The 16,944-nt window shown below is 62.5% G+C and carries 14 protein-coding genes; 9 read left to right on the top strand and 5 right to left on the bottom strand.

The features are described from left to right. Positions 1 to 97 precede the first annotated feature (97 nt). Both HBO24_RS25440 and HBO24_RS25435 read left to right on the top strand, forming a co-directional pair. Complete coding sequence (locus HBO24_RS25440; RefSeq protein WP_115127653.1) at positions 98 to 454, top strand: 4a-hydroxytetrahydrobiopterin dehydratase; 357 nt, start codon at positions 98 to 100, stop codon at positions 452 to 454. Further along, positions 454 to 1,650, top strand: coding sequence for an amino acid aminotransferase (locus HBO24_RS25435; RefSeq protein ID WP_115127652.1), 1,197 nt, complete (start codon positions 454 to 456; stop codon positions 1,648 to 1,650). Before HBO24_RS25440 ends, HBO24_RS25435 begins: the two co-directional genes overlap by 1 nt. Before the next feature lie 62 nt (positions 1,651 to 1,712). Here the strand turns inward: HBO24_RS25435 and HBO24_RS25430 are convergent, their stop codons facing one another. Continuing rightward, complete coding sequence (locus tag HBO24_RS25430; RefSeq protein ID WP_057438785.1) at positions 1,713 to 2,522, bottom strand: UDP-2,3-diacylglucosamine diphosphatase; 810 nt, start codon at positions 2,520 to 2,522, stop codon at positions 1,713 to 1,715. 134 nt (positions 2,523 to 2,656) lie between these two features. On the opposite strand from HBO24_RS25430, the gene HBO24_RS25425 reads away from it, so the two are divergent. The 3 genes from HBO24_RS25425 (at position 2,657) to HBO24_RS25415 (ending at position 4,800) form a co-directional block, all read left to right on the top strand. Beyond that, positions 2,657 to 3,415 (top strand): AraC family transcriptional regulator, encoded by a 759-nt coding sequence (locus HBO24_RS25425; RefSeq protein ID WP_170060568.1) that lies wholly within the window; start codon positions 2,657 to 2,659, stop codon positions 3,413 to 3,415. A 93-nt stretch (positions 3,416 to 3,508) separates the two neighbouring features. Then, positions 3,509 to 4,390, top strand: coding sequence for a DMT family transporter (locus HBO24_RS25420; RefSeq protein ID WP_115127650.1), 882 nt, complete (start codon positions 3,509 to 3,511; stop codon positions 4,388 to 4,390). A 128-nt stretch (positions 4,391 to 4,518) separates the two neighbouring features. After that, positions 4,519 to 4,800: a hypothetical protein gene (locus tag HBO24_RS25415; RefSeq protein ID WP_170060567.1), complete on the top strand. Its 282-nt coding sequence runs from the start codon at positions 4,519 to 4,521 to the stop codon at positions 4,798 to 4,800. Between the two features lie 38 nt (positions 4,801 to 4,838). Here the strand turns inward: HBO24_RS25415 and HBO24_RS25410 are convergent, their stop codons facing one another. Then, on the bottom strand, positions 4,839 to 5,126 hold the full coding sequence (locus HBO24_RS25410; protein ID WP_057438781.1) for a SelT/SelW/SelH family protein: 288 nt from the start codon (positions 5,124 to 5,126) through the stop codon (positions 4,839 to 4,841). A gap of 83 nt (positions 5,127 to 5,209) precedes the next feature. Between HBO24_RS25410 and HBO24_RS25405 the strand changes: the two genes are divergently transcribed. Next, positions 5,210 to 7,399: a patatin-like phospholipase family protein gene (locus HBO24_RS25405; protein WP_115127649.1), complete on the top strand. Its 2,190-nt coding sequence runs from the start codon at positions 5,210 to 5,212 to the stop codon at positions 7,397 to 7,399. Positions 7,400 to 7,543: 144 nt separating this feature from the next. On the opposite strand, the gene HBO24_RS25400 is transcribed toward HBO24_RS25405, so the two are convergent. Both HBO24_RS25400 and recQ read right to left on the bottom strand, forming a co-directional pair. Next, the gene (locus HBO24_RS25400; protein ID WP_057438780.1) at positions 7,544 to 7,978 is read right to left on the bottom strand and encodes a MarR family transcriptional regulator; all 435 of its coding nucleotides are present in this window, start codon (positions 7,976 to 7,978) and stop codon (positions 7,544 to 7,546) included. Between the two features lie 121 nt (positions 7,979 to 8,099). Beyond that, positions 8,100 to 10,229: a DNA helicase RecQ gene (recQ, locus tag HBO24_RS25395; RefSeq protein ID WP_057438779.1), complete on the bottom strand. Its 2,130-nt coding sequence runs from the start codon at positions 10,227 to 10,229 to the stop codon at positions 8,100 to 8,102. Between the two features lie 274 nt (positions 10,230 to 10,503). Between recQ and HBO24_RS25390 the strand changes: the two genes are divergently transcribed. The 3 genes from HBO24_RS25390 (at position 10,504) to HBO24_RS25380 (ending at position 15,076) form a co-directional block, all read left to right on the top strand. Then, positions 10,504 to 11,091, top strand: a complete 588-nt coding sequence (locus tag HBO24_RS25390; RefSeq protein ID WP_057438778.1) for a YecA family protein — start codon at positions 10,504 to 10,506, stop codon at positions 11,089 to 11,091. A gap of 20 nt (positions 11,092 to 11,111) precedes the next feature. Next, positions 11,112 to 11,498 (top strand): YbaN family protein, encoded by a 387-nt coding sequence (locus HBO24_RS25385; RefSeq protein ID WP_057438777.1) that lies wholly within the window; start codon positions 11,112 to 11,114, stop codon positions 11,496 to 11,498. A 107-nt stretch (positions 11,499 to 11,605) separates the two neighbouring features. After that, entirely contained in the window at positions 11,606 to 15,076 is a 3,471-nt protein-coding gene (locus HBO24_RS25380) for a PAS domain-containing hybrid sensor histidine kinase/response regulator (protein WP_115127648.1), read from the top strand. 447 nt (positions 15,077 to 15,523) lie between these two features. On the opposite strand, the gene rmuC is transcribed toward HBO24_RS25380, so the two are convergent. Beyond that, the gene (gene rmuC / locus HBO24_RS25375; RefSeq protein ID WP_169960423.1) at positions 15,524 to 16,888 is read right to left on the bottom strand and encodes a DNA recombination protein RmuC; all 1,365 of its coding nucleotides are present in this window, start codon (positions 16,886 to 16,888) and stop codon (positions 15,524 to 15,526) included. Between the last annotated feature and the right edge of the window lie 56 nt (positions 16,889 to 16,944).

The raw sequence follows: 16,944 nt of genomic DNA, 5'->3' as shown, positions 1-16,944 counted from the left end.
TTTAAAGGCCAGGTGAGTCTGTTCCCTGGCCGCGCGTTGCTTTAGGGTGACGCGACTGGCAACCGAATTCCACATACTCGATTTCAGGAACACCGTTATGACCACCTTGAACCAAGCCCATTGCGAAGCCTGCCGCGCCGATGCCCCACAAGTCAGCGACGCAGAACTGCCGGCGCTGATCAAGCAGATCCCCGACTGGAACATCGAAGTGCGCGACGGCGTGATGCAACTGGAAAAAGTATTCCTGTTCAAGAACTTCAAATTCGCCCTGGCCTTTACCAACGCCATGGGCGAAATCTCCGAGGCTGAAGGTCATCACCCTGGCCTGCTGACCGAATGGGGCAAAGTCACCGTGACCTGGTGGAGCCACTCCATCAAGGGCCTGCACCGCAACGACTTCATCATGGCCGCTCGCACTGACGAAGTGGCCAAGGACGCCGAGGGCCGCAAGTAATGCATTTCGCCGCGATTGGCCGGGTGCCCGGTGATCCGATCCTGGGGCTGATGGAGTCCTATGCCAAGGACACCAACCCGCAAAAGTTCGACCTGGGCGTGGGCGTCTATAAAGATGCCCAGGGCTTGACCCCGATCCTGCAGGCGGTCAAACGCGCCGAGCAGCGCCTGGTCGACCAGCAAACCACCAAGACTTACATCGGCGGGCATGGCGACCCGACTTTCGGCCGCCTGATCAGTGAATTGGTGCTGGGCGCCGATTCCGCGCTGCTCAAGGCACAACGCGCCGGCGCCACGCAAACCCCAGGTGGCACCGGCGCCCTGCGCCTGAGCGCCGATTTTATCGCCCACTGCCTGCCAGGCCGTGGCGTGTGGCTGAGCAACCCGACGTGGCCGATCCACGAAACCATCTTCGCCAAGGCCGGGCTCAAGGTCAGCCACTACCCCTATGTGGGCAGTGACAACCGCCTCGACGTACCAGCCATGCTCGCCACCCTGGCCACGGTGCCCGAGGGCGACGTGGTGCTGCTGCACGCCTGCTGCCACAACCCCACCGGTTTCGACCTGTCCCAGGACGACTGGCGCCAGGTCCTGCAGATCGTGCGCGAGCGCCAACTGCTGCCGCTGATCGACTTCGCCTATCAGGGTTTTGGCGATGGCCTGGAACAGGACGCGTGGGCGGTGCGCTTGTTTGCCGATGAACTGCCTGAGGTGCTGATCACCAGCTCCTGCTCGAAGAATTTCGGCTTGTACAGCGACCGCGTCGGCGCGCTGATTGTGTGTGCCAACGATGCCGAGAAACTGCTGGATGTGCGCAGCCAGCTGGCGTTTATCGCGCGCAACCTGTGGTCGACACCGCCGGATCATGGCGCTGCCGTAGTCGCGACCATCCTCGGTGATAGGGAGCTCAAACAGCTGTGGAGCAGCGAAGTCGAAGGCATGCGCTCGCGTATCGCGCAATTGCGTTCAGGCCTGGTCGAAGCGCTGGCGCCCCATGGGCTGTCTGAGCGTTTTGCCCATGTCGGCGTGCAGCGCGGGATGTTTTCCTATACCGGCCTGAGCGCCGAACAGGTGAAACAGCTGCGGGAAAAACACAGCGTGTACATGGTCAGTTCCGGGCGGGCCAACGTGGCCGGGATTGATGAGACGCGCCTGGGGTTGCTTGCCGATGCCATTGCGCACGTATGTAAACCCTAAGACAAAACGCTATCCAAATGTGGGAGCAAGCCCGCTCCCACATTTTTTGACCGAGGCGATCTTCAGCCAGCAACCATCTCGGCCTTGACCTGCGCCTCCTTGGCCTGGGCATCCGCCAACCGATACAACTCGATATGCCCATCCCAGTGCTCGATCAATGCCGTGCACGACTCCACCCAATCCCCGCAATTGAGGTAGTCCACCTCTCCCACCTTGCGAATCTCCGCATGGTGGATATGCCCGCACACCACGCCGTGCAGCTCGCGTTTGGTCACTTCATGGGCGATGGCTTCCTCGAAATCGCTGATAAAGCTCACCGCTGTCTTCACCTTATGCTTGAGGTACGCCGACAGCGACCAGTAGCCATAGCCATAACGCGCCCGCCAGTGGTTCAGCCAGCGGTTGAGGGTCAGGGTGAACTCGTAGGCCGAATCGCCAAGAAACGCCAGCCAACGGTGGTAACGGGTGATCACGTCGAACTGGTCGCCGTGGATCACCAGCAGATGCCGGCCATCGGCAGTCACATGCACCGCTTCGTCCACCAGTTGGATATTGCCCAGGATCAGCTTGGAATAGCGGCGCAGGAACTCGTCGTGGTTGCCGGTGACGTAGATCACCTCGGTGCCACGCTTGCTCATGGTCAGCAGGCGGCGGATCACGTTGGTGTGGGCCTGGGGCCAGTACATGCCGCTGCGCAGTTTCCAGCCGTCGATGATATCGCCCACCAGGTACACCTTGTCGGCGTGGTAGCCCTTGAGGAACTGCGACAGATGTTCGGCCTGGCAGTCCCGGGTGCCCAGGTGCACGTCGGAGATCCACAGGGTACGAACCCGTTGCTTGCGGCTGGGTTTGGCGAGCTCGGCGCTGGTCATGGGCATACCTCAGGGGTGTTTTCGCCAGCTTGCGCCCGGGCAATTAATAGCCCATGACAGTCTTGCGTCAGTCAGATGACAGCGCCCGCCGCCCGTCGGGCGGTGTAAACTGCCGGCCTGCCCGGGAGATTGCGATGAGACCGACCCTCACGCTGCGCCATTACACCCACGACCTGATTGCCCATAGCCATGACCATGCGCAACTGGTGTTCGGCCTGGCCGGCCGCCTGGATTTCGAGGTGGAAGGCATCGGCGGCGAAGTTTGCCCGCAAGGGGTGATGGTCCTGCCCTTCTCCACCCATCACGCCTGCGGCAGCCCCCAGGGCAGCCACTGCCTGGTACTGGATGTGCCCGACGAACAGTGGATGGTGCAATCCTTGGGCGAGCACGCGGATGCCAGTCGCCGCCTGCTGGATCGGCCGGCGCGGGTGAGCCTGGATAGCCGCCAGGGCCAGTTGGTCAACTGGCTGGCGAGCGGCGCACTGGATGACCCCTTGATCGCCCAACAAGGTGCGGTGCTGCTACTGGCCACGCTCAATGGCCAGCCACCTGCGCACACCGGCGCACGACGCCTGCCCTATGGCGCCTTCAATGCCCATATCGACCAGCATGCGGCCTACCCGCTGCAGGTCGCGGATCTGGCACGGCTGGCGGATATGTCCGTCGCCCGCCTGCACGCACGCTTTGTCGCCGAATGCGGGCTGACCCCCATGGACTACATCCGCAACCGTCGCCTGCACATGGCCCGCGGCTTGCTGCGCGACAGCCACCTGCCGATTGGTGAGATCGCCGCGCGGGTTGGCTATGCCTCGCAAAGTGCGTTTGCCGCCGCCGTGTTGCGCGAGTTCGGCAGCTCGCCCGGAGCCTTGCGCCGACTCGACAGCCGGCGCTAGTCCTGCGATAAAACCGGCGATTCCCACGACAGACACCCAGGCGCCAGGCGCTCTAGACTGGATGCCTGCCCGCACACTGTTTTAAGGATTGTCATGACCCCGCGCACTGCCCTCGGCGCCCTGCACATCGGTGCATTAATGTTTGGCCTCACCGGCGTCTTCGGCAAACTCGCCGCCGCCTCGCCGAGCATTATCGTGTTTGGCCGCGCCGCCTTCGCCGTGCTAGCCCTGACATTATTCGCCCGCTTCGCCAGCAACACACCCTGGCACAAGCTGTACAGCGCCGACCTGCGGCGCCTGCTGCTCAGCGGCTTGCTGCTGGCCGGGCACTGGGTGAGTTTCTTTATTGCGGTGAAAGTGGCCGGCGTGGCGATTGCGACGCTGGGTTTCACCACGTTCCCGGCGTTTACGGTGATCCTCGAAGGGCTGATCTTTCGCGAGCGGATCCGCGCCAATGAAATGGTGCTGGTGGTGCTGGTCAGCGTCGGCCTGGTGCTGGTCACCCCGGACTTCGACCTCGCCAGCCAGGCCACCAGCGGCCTGGTCTGGGCCGTGGTCTCGGGCCTGCTGTTCTCGCTGCTGTCATTGAACAACCGGGCCAGCGCCAGCATCCCGCCCGTGCAGGCGGCCTTGTGCCAGAACGTGGTAGTCGCCCTGTGCCTGCTGCCCGTCGCGGCCCCAGGCCTCGCAGAAGTACGCGCCCTGGACTGGTTGTGGATCGGCCTGTTGGGGGTGTTCTGTACCGGCCTGGCCCACAGTTTGTTTGTCGCCAGCCTCAAGGTGCTCAAGGCGCGCACCGCTGCTGTGGTATTCGCCATGGAGCCGGTGTATGGCATCACCGTGGCCTGGCTGCTGTTCAGCGAAACCCCGACCCTGCGCATGCTGCTGGGCGGTGTGCTGATTATTGCCGCCATAGTCGTCTCAGGCTTGATGAGCCGCCCTGTCAAGGCCAGACAACCGGCGGCCGCGGCCTGATCTATACTTTTTGTATCCGCAACAGTCAGCTGTCGTTCAACGGATACAGACTCCTCGACGACAGCCGTGGTCCTTGAAGTTGCTGCATGCGAGTGGTCACTCCCCTAACGCTCTGCAGGAGTTTCACCATGGACATGTTTATCACCCTGATCATTCAGATCATCAGCGGCGCAGTCGGCGGCAATATCGCCGGCCTGAGCAAGCAAGGCCTGGGCTCCGGGCTCAACACCCTGGTCGGCGGCGTCGGCGGCCTGGTGCTGGGGCAGATCGTCTCGGCCATCAGCGGCATGCCGGCGGGCGGAGCCCTGGATGTTGCGGCGGTGGGCAGCAATATCGTTGCCGGTGGTGTGGGCGGCTTGGTGCTGACGTTTGTCGTCGGCTGGATCAAGAATAAAATGGCCGCCAAATAAACCACTCGACACTGCCGGCCAAGCGCCGGCAGCGCCGTTTACGAGGCGCGGTCGTTGTGCCCCAGGTCACGCTGCGGATCAATCTGGTCGCGCACCCGCTGCTTGAGCACCTTGGCCTCCGGGAACCCGCCATCGGCCTTGCGCTCCCAGATCTGTACACCGTCGCACGTAATGCGAAACGCCCCGCCGGTCGCCGGCTCCAGCGCCACTTTGCCGAGGTCATCGGCAAAGGTGCTCAACAGTTCCTGGGCCAGCCACGCAGCGCGCAGCAGCCACTGGCATTGGGTGCAATAGGTGATGACAATCTCAGGCTTGGCAGTGGACATGAAATGACAGACTCCTGCATGACGGGACAGGTGAATCGGATGGCTATAATACCGGCCTTTATCGTCCAGCCCCGAGATTGATGATGCGCCGCCTGTTGTCCTGCCTGTTGCTGTGCCTACTCCCTGTCTTTGTCCACGCCGTGGAAGCCCCGCGCCCGAAAATCGGCCTGGTGCTCTCCGGCGGCGCTGCCCGCGGCCTGGCCCACATCGGCGTGCTCAAGGCCCTGGAAGAGCAAGGCATCCACATCGACGCGATTGCCGGCACCAGCATGGGCGCGGTGATTGGCGGGCTGTACGCATCAGGCTACAAGATCGATGAACTGGAAAAGCTCGCCCTGAGCATCGACTGGCAGTTGGCGCTGTCCGATGCCCCGCCCAGGGAAGACGTGCCGTTCCGGCGCAAACAGGATGACCGGGACTTCCTGATCAAGCAGAAACTGAGTTTTCGCGATGACGGCAGCCTGGGCCTGCCCCTGGGCGTGATCCAGGGCCAGAACCTGGCGCTGCTGCTGGAGAGCATGTTCGCCCACAGCAGCAACACCCGCGACTTCGACAAGCTGCCGATTCCATTCCGCGCCGTGGCCACTGACATCACCAGCGGCGAAAAAGTGGTGTTTCGCAAGGGCCATCTGCCCCAGGTGATTCGCGCCAGCATGTCGATCCCCGCAGTGTTCGCCCCGGTGGAGCTGGACGGCCGGCTGCTGGTGGATGGCGGCATGACCGACAACATCCCCCTGGATGTGGCGCGTGAGATGGGGGTCGATATCGCCATTGTGGTGGATATCGGCACGCCCTTGCGCAGCCGCAAGCAATTGACGACGGTGGTGGATGTGCTCAACCAGTCCATCACCCTGATGACCCGCCGAAATTCCGAAGAACAACTCAAGGCCCTGCACGCAGGCGATGTGCTGATCCAGCCACCATTGGCCGCGTATGGCGTGACCGATTTTGGCCGCGCCAAGGACATGATCGACGCCGGCTACCGCGCCACCCGCGCGCTGGATACCCGCCTGGCACGCCTGCGCCCAACCGGGTCCGTGGACGCCGAACTGACCGCCGCCCGCACGCCGGGCCAGCGCAACCCGACGATTACCGCAATCAAGGTGGAGAACGACTCGAAAGTCGGCGACGACGTGATCCGCTACTACATCCGCCAACCCATTGGCGAGCCCCTGAACCTGGCGCGCCTGCAATCGGATATGGGCACCCTGTACGGCCTGGATTACTTCGAACAGGTGCAATACCGCGTGGTGAAAAAAGGCCCGGACAACACCCTGGTCATCAGCGCGCGCGGCAAACGCAGCGGCACCGACTACCTGCGCCTGGGGCTCAACCTGTCCGATGACATGCGCGGCGACAGTGCCTTCAACCTCGGCGCCAGCTACCGCATCAACGGCATCAACCGCCTCGGCGCCGAATGGCTGACCCGGGTGCAGATCGGTGATCGCCAGGAGCTGTACAGCGAGTTCTACCAGCCGATGGATACCGGCTCCCGCTATTTCGTCGCCCCCTATATCAGCGCCCAGGCGCAGAACGTCGAACTGATCCTGGATAACGATCCGATCTCCGAGTACCGCCTGGAGCGCTATGGTTTTGGCTTGAACGTCGGTAGGCAGATCGGCAACAGCGGCGAAATCCGCTTCGGTGTCGGCGAGGCCTGGGGCAAGGCCGATGTGCGCATTGGCGACCGCGACCTGCCAAGCGTGAGCTTCAGCGAGGGCTTCTACGAACTGAAGTACTCGTTCGACTCCCTGGATAACGTGTACTTCCCCCATACCGGCGAAGACATTGGCCTGGCCTACCGCGAATTCGAACCCGGCCTGGGCTCCGACCAGCGCTACCGGCAATGGGAGTTCAAGCTGGACAAGGCCATGAGCCACGGCCCGGACACTCTGGTATTGGGCGGTCGCTACGGGCGCACCCTGGATAATTCAGACGTGGTGATTTCCAGCTTCCTGCTGGGCGGTGCGCGGCAGCTGTCAGGGTTCCGCCAGGATGCGATTTCCGGGCAGAACATCAGCCTGATGCGCGCCGTCTACTACCGCCGCCTGACCCCACGCTCGTACCTGCCGCTGGACTTCCCACTGTACCTGGGCGCCTCCCTGGAACGGGGGCGGGCGTGGAACAACGACAATGAATTCGACAGTGGCTATATCAATGCCGCGAGCATCTTCCTCGGGTTTGATACACCGCTGGGGCCGTTGAATTTCAGTTATGGGTTCAATGATGACAATCAGAAGGCGGTGTATCTGAATCTTGGGCAGACGTTCTAAGAAAAACACTTAGCCGAGGTGGAGCAGGCTTGTGTGGGAGCGGGCTTGCCCGCGATGACGGAGTGTCAGCCAAATATCCAGTAACTGACCCGACGCCATCGCGAGCAAGCCCGCCCCCACATTTTGATCAGCGGCGTAATCGGATCAGGTCTTTTCCAGGTTCGCCAGGATATGCCCATGCACCCGCATGCACACCCGCATATCCTCCTCATCGACCCCCACAAAAAGCTCCTGGCGCAAAGCCGTGGCAATGGTCTCGATCTGATCAATCAGCGGCCTTGCCGGATCACACAACACAATGCGCTTGGCGCGCCGGTCTTCTAGCACAGCCTGGCGTTGCACCAGACCCTGGCTTTCCAGGCTGTCGAGCAGACGCGCCAATGTGGGCCCTTCCACCCCGACGCTCTGGGCCAGCTCACGCTGGGTCGGCGCTTCTTCAAAGCGGGCCAGATGCAGCAGCACCAGCCAACGGGCCTGGGACAGCCCAAGCCCTGCCAGACGGCGATCCAACTCGGCGCGCCAGCCACGGGACATTTGCGCCAACTGCATGCCAAAACGGTGTTGATCGGTTAACGGCATAAAAAACTCATGGGTTAGACTGAAAATAAAGTGTGGCTAATTATTAGTCAGCTAAGCATGACCTATGACAGTAGGCAAGGCTTGCAATGTACTGATTCGTTACATTGTCGTAATTGACGCATCAAATCTCGAATTCCGACTGCAAAGCGGCCCGTACACAGTACAAAACACCCTCAGGCACCCGCCCGGTGAACAGCGGTGCTATATCGGAAACAGGTGGCAACTCGCCTTCACCATCGAGAAACGCATCCTGGATTTCACCCAGCAAGTCTTCCGGCAGATCAAGGGCCTGTTCCAGTGACAGCTGTTGCTTGCCAATGGACTCGGCCAGCAAGGTGTAGACGTTCTTTTCCGAGCACTGCAACTGCCCGGCGATCTGGATCGGGGTCATGCCGGCGCGGGCCAGGCTGATCAGTTCGTGGCGGATATCGGCGACTTCCTTCGGCGCCTCGGCCTGGCCGCCCAGTACTTCCAGGAAGGCCTGGCCATAACGCTCCAGCTTGCGCGCGCCGACGCCACTGACCCGGGCCATTTCGGCCATGGTGGTGGGCTGCTCGCGCAACATTTCCAGCAAGGTGGAGTCGGGGAAGATGACGTAGGGCGGCACGCTGTGCTCTTGTGCCAGCTTGCGGCGCAAGGCACGCAGGGCTTCCCACTGCTCGCGCTCTTCGCCACGCACCAGTTGGCTGGCCTGGCTGGTGCTGCTGGATTTGGCAGTGGTCTGCGGCTTGAGGTCGCGGCGCAGCTCCAGGCTGACCTCGCCTTTGAGCAGTGGCCGGCAACTGTCGTTCAAGCGCAGGCCGCCGTAGCCTTCCAGGTCGATATCCACCAGGCCACGGGCTACCATCTGGCGGAACAGCGAGCGCCATTCGCCTTCAGCCCGCGCCTTGCCCACGCCATACACCGACAGGTGCTGGTGGCCAAAGCTGCGGATTTTTTCGTTGTCCTTGCCCAGCAGCACATCCACCAGATGGCCGACGCCATAACGCTGGCCGGTACGGAAGATCGCCGACAGGCCCTGACGTGCTGGCTCAGTGGCATCCCAGGTCTGCACGCCATCCACACAGTTGTCGCAATGCCCGCAGGGCTGGGGCATGTCTTCGTCGAAATAGGCGAGCAAGGTCTGGCGACGGCAGCGGGTTTCTTCGCACAGCGACAGCATGGCGTCGAGCTTGTGCTGCTCCAGGCGCTTGTGGCGCTCATCGCCCTCGGAGTTCTGCAGCATCTGCTTGAGCATCACCACATCCTGCAGGCCGTAGACCATCCAGGCATCCGCCGGCAGGCCATCACGCCCGGCCCGCCCGGTTTCCTGGTAGTACGCTTCCAGGGATTTGGGCAAGTCCATATGGGCCACGAAGCGCACGTTGGACTTGTCGATGCCCATGCCAAACGCAATGGTCGCGACCATGATCAGGCCTTCCTCGTTGAGGAAGCGCTTCTGGTGGTAGGCCCGCAGTTCGTTGGGCAGGCCAGCGTGGTAAGGCAGCGCGGGGTAGCCCTGCTCGCACAGGAACGCCGCCACTTCATCGACCTTCTTGCGCGACAGGCAGTAGACAATCCCGGCATCGCTGCGCCGCTCCGAGAGGAACGCCAGCAACTGCTTGCGCGGCTGTTCCTTGGGCACGATGCGGTAAAAGATATTCGGGCGGTCGAAGCTGGAGAGAAAACGCTCGGCGTTCTGCAGGTGCAGGCGCTCGACGATCTCTTCGCGGGTGCGCTTGTCGGCCGTGGCGGTCAGGGCGATGCGCGGCACGTTGGGGAACAGTTCGGCCAGTTGCCCCAATTGCAGGTATTCACGGCGGAAATCGTGGCCCCACTGGGATACACAGTGGGCCTCGTCGATAGCGAACAGGGAGATTTCCAGGCTCTGCAGGAACGCCAGCATCCGCGGCTGGACCAGACGCTCGGGCGCCAGGTAGAGCATTTTCACTTCGCCGCGGCGGATCCGCGCCGCCAGGTCGCGCTGCTGCTCGGCGCTCAGGGTAGAGTTCAACGCGGCGGCGGCGACGCCCAGTTCTTCCAGGGTGGCCACTTGATCGTCCATCAGCGCGATCAACGGCGAGACCACCACCGCCAGCCCTTCGCGCAACAATGCCGGCACTTGGAAGCACAACGACTTACCGCCGCCGGTAGGCATCAGGACCAGGGCATCACCGCCGCTGGCCACGCGCTCAATGATCGCACCCTGGCGGCCACGAAAGCTGTCGTAGCCGAAGATGTCCTTGAGGACGCGTTGAGCCTGTTCAAGCATGAAAAACTCCAAATTCCACCGAAATCCCTCTGTACAGGCTGGCTGAAAAAGCACGCCTGGCCGGAAAATAATCCGTAAGCGAACTTTTCCCGCAACCGCATCCGGCCTGCAGGGGCATCACAAAACGCGGCAGTATACCCGAGCACTCCCCGGCAAAGGGCGCCGCTGACGAATAGCGGCCCATCTGAAAACCTTGCAAATATGCCGTGCGGCTGGCCTGCACGCTCAAGAAAGCCTAGAATTCAGCATCGTATATTCCCAAGGTAGTCTTTCAATGTCCTTCGCTGAGCAACTAAACCGCCTGCAAGCCTTCCTCGATGCCGATGAGCTGCATGACGAGGCGCTGGACTACGTGGCCGCCCATGGCTACCTGACTGCGCTGTCGATCTGCTCCGAACCGGTTCCTGATCGTGAATGGATCGACGCCCTGTTCGCCGAAGAGCCGCACTACAAGGATGAGGCCCAGCGCAGCGAGATCGAAGAAACCCTGATCCAGCTCAAGGCCCACATCTCCCGCCAACTGGCCTCCGATGAAGAGTTCGAGCTGCCCTGCGAGCTCGACCTCGGCGAAGAGCCGGACGACTCCGACCTGCGCGGCTGGTGCATTGGTTTCATGGAAGGTGTGTTCCTGCGTGAAGCCGCCTGGTTCGAAACCGCCGAGGAAGAAGTCAGCGAAATGCTGCTGCCGATCATGGTCGGTTCCGGCCTGTTCGACGACCAGCCTGAGTTCGCCGACATCGCCAGCGATGCCAACCTGATGGACGACATGATCGTACAGATCCCGGAAGCACTGACCGCCCTGTACCTGCTGTGCAACGCCCCCGACGAAAAACCGGCGATCCTCAAGCCTCGCCATCACTGAGTCCCCCGCCCGTGGCGCCCATGGGCAACCGCTCCCCGATTGTGCGCTACGTGCTGCTGGCCATTGGCTGGTTGAGCGTAGTGCTCGGGGTGATCGGAATCTTCCTGCCGGTCTTGCCGACCACCCCCTTCCTGCTATTGGCTGCCGGCTGCTTTGCCCGTAGTTCACCGCGCTTCTACGACTGGCTGGTCAACCATCCGCGCCTGGGCCCTTGGATTCGGGATTACCTCGATGGCAACGGCATCCCACTCAAGGGCAAAGTCTATGCAATCGGCCTGATGTGGCTGAGCATTGGCATCTCTTGCTACCTGGTGCCATTGCCCTGGGCACGCGGGTTCATGCTGACCAGCGCGGTGCTGGTGACGATCTACATCCTGCGCCAGAAGACCCTGCCGCCACGATCGTAGGAACTGCCCCCTACCCGACCTTCGTCGGCACTGACTAACCCCGGCCATCATGCGAGACTGTCGTCCCGGGCCTGGAATGCCTGGGCGTTTTTATGTCCGGAGTATTCATGACGCTGTCCAGCGGGCTGATCGCCGCCGTTGCCCTGGCCTATATGGCCATTATGTTTGCCATCGCCTTCTACGGTGACCGCCGCCGTGCGCCCCTGCCGCCACGGGTGCGTGCGTGGGTGTATAGCCTGTCGCTGGCGGTGTACTGCACCAGTTGGACCTTCTTCGGCGCTGTAGGTCAGGCCGCCGAACAGTTGTGGGCATTTTTACCGATCTACCTGGGCCCCGTCCTGCTGCTGGTGCTGGCGCCCTGGGTCCTGCAAAAGATGATTCTGATCAGCAAGCAGGAAAACATCACCTCCATCGCCGACTTTATCGCCGCGCGCTATGGCAAATCCCAGTCCCTGGCCGTGGTCGTGGCGCTGATCTGCCTGGTGGGCGTGCTGCCTTATATTGCCCTGCAACTCAAAGGCATCGTGCTGGGGGTCAACCTGCTGATTGGCGCCGGCGCCGATGCCACCGGCACGCGGGCCCAGGACACCGCCCTGATCGTGTCCCTGGTGCTGGCGCTGTTCACCATCGTATTTGGTACCCGCAACCTCGACGCCACGGAGCACCACCGTGGCATGGTACTGGCGATTGCCTTCGAGTCTCTGGTCAAGCTGTTCGCGTTTCTCGCCGTGGGTGCGTTTGTGACCTACGGCCTGTACGACGGTTTCAACGATCTGTTCAGCCAGGCGATGCTTGCGCCGAGATTGGAGGAGTACTGGAAAGAGACCGTCAACTGGCCCTCGATGGTGGTGCAGACCGGCGTGGCGATGATGGCGATCATCTGTCTACCCCGCCAGTTCCACGTCACTGTCGTGGAGAACATCGAGCCCCAGGACCTGCGCCTGGCCAAGTGGGTGTTCCCGGCGTATCTGGTGCTGGCCGCACTGTTTGTAGTGCCGATTGCCCTGGGCGGCAAGATGCTGCTGCCCAGCTCGGTACTGCCGGACTCCTACGTGATCAGCCTGCCTCTGGCCGAAGCCCATCCGGCCCTGGCACTGCTGGCGTTTATCGGCGGTGCTTCGGCGGCGACCGGCATGGTCATTGTGGCGAGTGTGGCGCTGTCGACTATGGTCTCCAACGATATGTTGCTGCCGTGGCTGCTGCGCCGGACCAACGCCGAGCGCCCGTTCGAAGTCTTCCGTCACTGGATGCTCTCGGTACGCCGGGTCAGTATCGTGATCATTCTGCTGCTGGCCTATGTCAGCTACCGCCTGCTCGGCTCCACCGCCAGCCTGGCGACCATCGGGCAGATTGCGTTTGCCGCCGTGACCCAGCTGGCACCGGCGATGCTCGGCGCGCTGTACTGGAAGCAAGCCAACCGGCGCGGCGTGTTTGCCGGCCTGGCGGCGGGCACTTTCCTGTGGTTCTACACCCTGGTGTTGCCAATTGCCGCCCATAGCCTGGGCTGGTCGCTGAATATCTTCCCGGGCCTGGCCTGGTTGCATGGCAACCCACTGGGGCTGCCGATCACCCCACTAACCCAGGGCGTGGTGCTGTCTTTGGCGGGTAACTTCACCCTGTTCGCCTGGGTCTCGGTGCTGTCGCGCACACGGGTCTCGGAGCATTGGCAGGCCGGGCGGTTCATCGGCCAGGAAACCAGCCAGCGCGCCAGCGCCCGCTCCATGCTCTCGGTGCAGATCAATGACCTGTTGAGCCTGGCCGCGCGTTTTGTCGGCGAAGAACGGGCGCAACAGAGCTTCATCCGCTTCGCCTACCGCCAAGGCAAGGGCTTTAACCCCAACCAGAATGCCGACAACGACTGGATCGCCCACACTGAACGGCTGCTGGCTGGCGTACTGGGTGCATCATCGACGCGGGCGGTGGTGAAAGCAGCGATTGAAGGCCGCGAAATGCAGCTGGAGGACGTAGTCCGTATCGCTGACGAAGCCTCCGAAGTGCTGCAGTTCAACCGGGCGCTGTTGCAGGGCGCGATCGAGAACATCACCCAGGGCATCAGCGTGGTGGATCAGTCCCTCAAGCTGGTGGCCTGGAACCGTCGTTACCTGGAGCTGTTCAACTATCCCGAGGGCCTGATCAGCGTCGGCCGGCCGATTGCCGACATTATTCGCTACAACGCCGAGCGCGGGCTGTGCGGCCCGGGCGAGGCCGAAGTCCACGTGGCACGGCGCCTGCACTGGATGCGCCAGGGCCGGGCCCATACTTCGGAACGACTGTTTCCCAATGGCCGGGTGATCGAGCTGATCGGCAACCCGATGCCGGGTGGCGGGTTCGTCATGAGTTTTACTGACATTACTGCCTTCCGCGAGGCCGAGCAGGCCCTGACCGAGGCCAACGAGGGTCTGGAGCAGCGGGTCACCGAGCGTACCCATGAACTGTCGCAACTGAACGTGGCCCTGACCGATGCCAAAGGTGTGGCCGAGTCGGCCAACCAGTCGAAAACCCGCTTCCTCGCCGCGGTCAGTCATGACCTGATGCAACCGCTGAACGCTGCGCGACTGTTCTCGGCCGCCCTCTCCCACCAGAGCGAAGGTTTGTCCGGCGAAGCCCGGCAACTGGTGCAGCACCTGGACAGTTCGTTGCGCTCGGCCGAAGACCTGATCAGCGACTTGCTGGATATCTCCCGCCTGGAAAACGGCAAGATCAACCCTCAGCGTCAGCCATTTGCCTTGAGTGAACTGTTCGACGCCCTGGGCGCGGAGTTCAAGGTGCTGGCCCAGGAGCAAGGCTTGCGTTTCCGCCTGCGCGGCAGTCGCTTGCGCGTCGACAGTGATATCAAACTGCTGCGGCGGATCCTGCAGAACTTCCTGACCAACGCCTTCCGCTATGCCCACGGCCCGGTGCTGCTGGGTGTACGACGGCGGCGTGGCGAACTGCGCCTGGAAGTGTGGGACCGTGGCCCGGGCATCCCGCTGGATAAACAGAAAGTCATCTTCGAAGAGTTCAAGCGCCTGGACAGCCACCAGACCCGTGCCGAGAAGGGCCTGGGCCTTGGCCTGGCCATTGCTGACGGCCTGTGCCGAGTGCTCGGCCACCGCTTGCGCGTGCGCTCATGGCCAGGCAAAGGCAGCGTGTTCAGCGTCAGCGTGCCGCTGGCCAAGGCGCAGACCAGCGTGCAGGTACAAGCCACACCGGAAAAGGGCCTGCCGTTGAGCGGCGCCCAGGTGCTGTGCGTGGACAACGAAGACAGCATCCTGATTGGCATGCGCAGCCTGTTGAGCCGCTGGGGCTGCCAGGTCTGGACCGCACGCGACCAGGCGCAATGCGCCGTGTTGCTGGCAGAAGGCATGCGCCCGCAATTGGCCCTGGTGGATTACCACCTGGACCACGGCGAGACGGGTACCGAATTGATGGGTTGGCTGCGCGCACAACTGGCGGAACCGATTCCGGGGGTGGTGATCAGCGCCGATGGCCGGCCGGAAATGGTGGCCGAGGTGCATGCGGCGGGGTTGGATTACCTGGCCAAACCGGTGAAACCGGCGGCGTTGCGGGCGCTGCTGAATCGGCATTTGCCGTTGTAACGTGTGGGAGTTGGTTTGCCTGCGATGGTCAACGGTATCTACACGACTCTTTCGTGGTTCTTGGGGTTGTGTACAGATCCATTGCTACGGTCACGGCGGCTATTGGTTCCGCCCTTACGGCGGGTCACTTTTGGAAAAGAGCCCCAAAAGTAACCAAAAGGGCTCCTGCCCCACCACTCGGCACCTCGCCTAGGCTCGGTGTGCCCGTCATCCGACATTGATTTGGGGGGCCGCCGCGATGGGCCATCCATGGCCCAGCGCGGCTAACCCGGCGTCCTGCCGGGTTACCCCCCAAATCAATATCGGATGACGGCCAGCGTGGTTTAACGGGGCGCCTGAGATCAAAATCACAAGCAAAGCGAGGCGGCCTTAGAGCCGACCTGATCATTGAAGCGTGCGCGTCCTCCGGCTCCCACAAAAGCCCACTCCCGCATTTCGGTTCTGCGTCTAGTCAGGTAGCTGGGCGACGCCATCTTCGTCGGTCATCGCTTTTTCCAACAGATCCGCAGGCAGACCTTTACTGGCGCGCGCGCCGAGCAGCTTCAATTGTTCCACCCGGCTGACCAGATTGCCGCGACCATCTGTGAGCTTGTTGCGCGCTGCACTGTAAGCCTTATCCAGCTGTTGTAGGCGATTACCCACTTCATCCAGGTCCTGGATAAACAATACGAACTTGTCGTACAGCCAGCCGGCGCGTTCGGCAATTTCCCGGGCGTTCTGGCTTTGCCGCTCCTGCTTCCACAGGCTGTCGATCACCCGCAGGGTCGCCAGCAAGGTGGTCGGGCTGACGATTACGATATGGCGGTCGAAGGCCTCCTGGAACAGGTTCGGCTCGGCCTGCAACGCAGCCGAAAACGCGGCCTCGATGGGCACGAACAACAACACGAAATCCAGGCTGTGCAAGCCTTCAAGACGCTTGTAGTCCTTGCCGGCCAAGCCTTTGACATGATTGCGCAGCGACAGCACGTGCTGCTTGAGGGCGGCTTGGCCGATCACCTCGTCATCGGCCGCCACGTACTGCTGATACGCAGTGAGGCTGACCTTGGAGTCCACCACTACCTGCTTGTCGCCCGGCAACATGATCAGCACGTCGGGCTGGAAACGCTCGCCATCGGGGCCCTTGAGGCTGACCTGGGTCTGGTACTCGCGGCCCTTCTCCAGGCCGGCATGTTCCAGCACCCGCTCCAGAATCAACTCACCCCAGTTGCCTTGGGTCTTCTGCCCCTTGAGGGCGCGGGTGAGGTTGGTGGCTTCGTCCGACAGACGCAGGTTCAATTGCTGTAGGCGCTCCAGCTCCTTGCCCAGGGAAAATCGCTCCCGCGCCTCGTTCTGATAGCTTTCTTCCACGCGTTTTTCGAACGACTGGATGCGCTCCTTCAGCGGGTCAAGCAATTGCCCGAGGCGTTGCTGGCTGGTTTCGGCAAATCGCTGCTCGCGCTCGTCGAAGATCTTCCCGGCCAACTCGGCGAACTGCGCGCGCAGCTCATCCCGCGAGCCTTGCAGGTCGTTAAGGCGTTGTTGATGGCTGTCCTGCTGCTCGCGCAGTTCGGCACGCAGGGAGGCCGACAAGGCGTCCAGGCGGCGCAGCTCGCCTTCCTTGGCGGAGCGCTCGAGGTTCCAGGCGTGGGCCGCATCGCGGGCGTTGTCGCGGTCGATCTGCAGCAGCTCGACTTCCCGGCGTACCGCCGCCAGGTCGGCCTGTTTGGCCGCATTGGCCTGGCTCAGGTCGCTGATCTCATCACGGCTGGCGTCCAGTTGTGCGGCCAGCCCTTCCTGGGCCATCTGCGCGGTAGCCAGGCGCTCCTCCAACAGCTCCCAACCGGCGCTGCGAGCGTTCAGGCGACGCTGGATCTGCCAGCACAGGACCA

It is taken from the genome of Pseudomonas sp. WS 5410 (genome assembly GCF_012985645.1).
GTDB lineage: Bacteria > Pseudomonadota > Gammaproteobacteria > Pseudomonadales > Pseudomonadaceae > Aquipseudomonas > Aquipseudomonas shahriarae.
Note: the sequence above shows the minus strand (reverse complement) of the source record. Positions and strands in the feature narration are given on the sequence as shown.

Excerpts from the sequence above, each read along its gene's own strand:
- HBO24_RS25440 (WP_115127653.1), top strand. The coding sequence starts at position 98 with ATGACCACCTTGAACCAAGCCCATTGCGAAGCCTGCCGCGCCGATGCC.
- HBO24_RS25435 (WP_115127652.1), top strand. The coding sequence starts at position 454 with ATGCATTTCGCCGCGATTGGCCGGGTGCCCGGTGATCCGATCCTGGGG.
- HBO24_RS25405 (WP_115127649.1), top strand. The coding sequence starts at position 5,210 with ATGCGCCGCCTGTTGTCCTGCCTGTTGCTGTGCCTACTCCCTGTCTTT.
- HBO24_RS25410 (WP_057438781.1), bottom strand. The coding sequence starts at position 5,126 with ATGTCCACTGCCAAGCCTGAGATTGTCATCACCTATTGCACCCAATGC.
- HBO24_RS25415 (WP_170060567.1), top strand. The coding sequence starts at position 4,519 with ATGGACATGTTTATCACCCTGATCATTCAGATCATCAGCGGCGCAGTC.
- HBO24_RS25380 (WP_115127648.1), top strand. The coding sequence starts at position 11,606 with ATGACGCTGTCCAGCGGGCTGATCGCCGCCGTTGCCCTGGCCTATATG.
- HBO24_RS25390 (WP_057438778.1), top strand. The coding sequence starts at position 10,504 with ATGTCCTTCGCTGAGCAACTAAACCGCCTGCAAGCCTTCCTCGATGCC.
- HBO24_RS25430 (WP_057438785.1), bottom strand. The coding sequence starts at position 2,522 with ATGACCAGCGCCGAGCTCGCCAAACCCAGCCGCAAGCAACGGGTTCGT.
- HBO24_RS25385 (WP_057438777.1), top strand. The coding sequence starts at position 11,112 with ATGGGCAACCGCTCCCCGATTGTGCGCTACGTGCTGCTGGCCATTGGC.
- HBO24_RS25400 (WP_057438780.1), bottom strand. The coding sequence starts at position 7,978 with ATGCCGTTAACCGATCAACACCGTTTTGGCATGCAGTTGGCGCAAATG.
- recQ (WP_057438779.1), bottom strand. The coding sequence starts at position 10,229 with ATGCTTGAACAGGCTCAACGCGTCCTCAAGGACATCTTCGGCTACGAC.
- HBO24_RS25420 (WP_115127650.1), top strand. The coding sequence starts at position 3,509 with ATGACCCCGCGCACTGCCCTCGGCGCCCTGCACATCGGTGCATTAATG.
- HBO24_RS25425 (WP_170060568.1), top strand. The coding sequence starts at position 2,657 with ATGAGACCGACCCTCACGCTGCGCCATTACACCCACGACCTGATTGCC.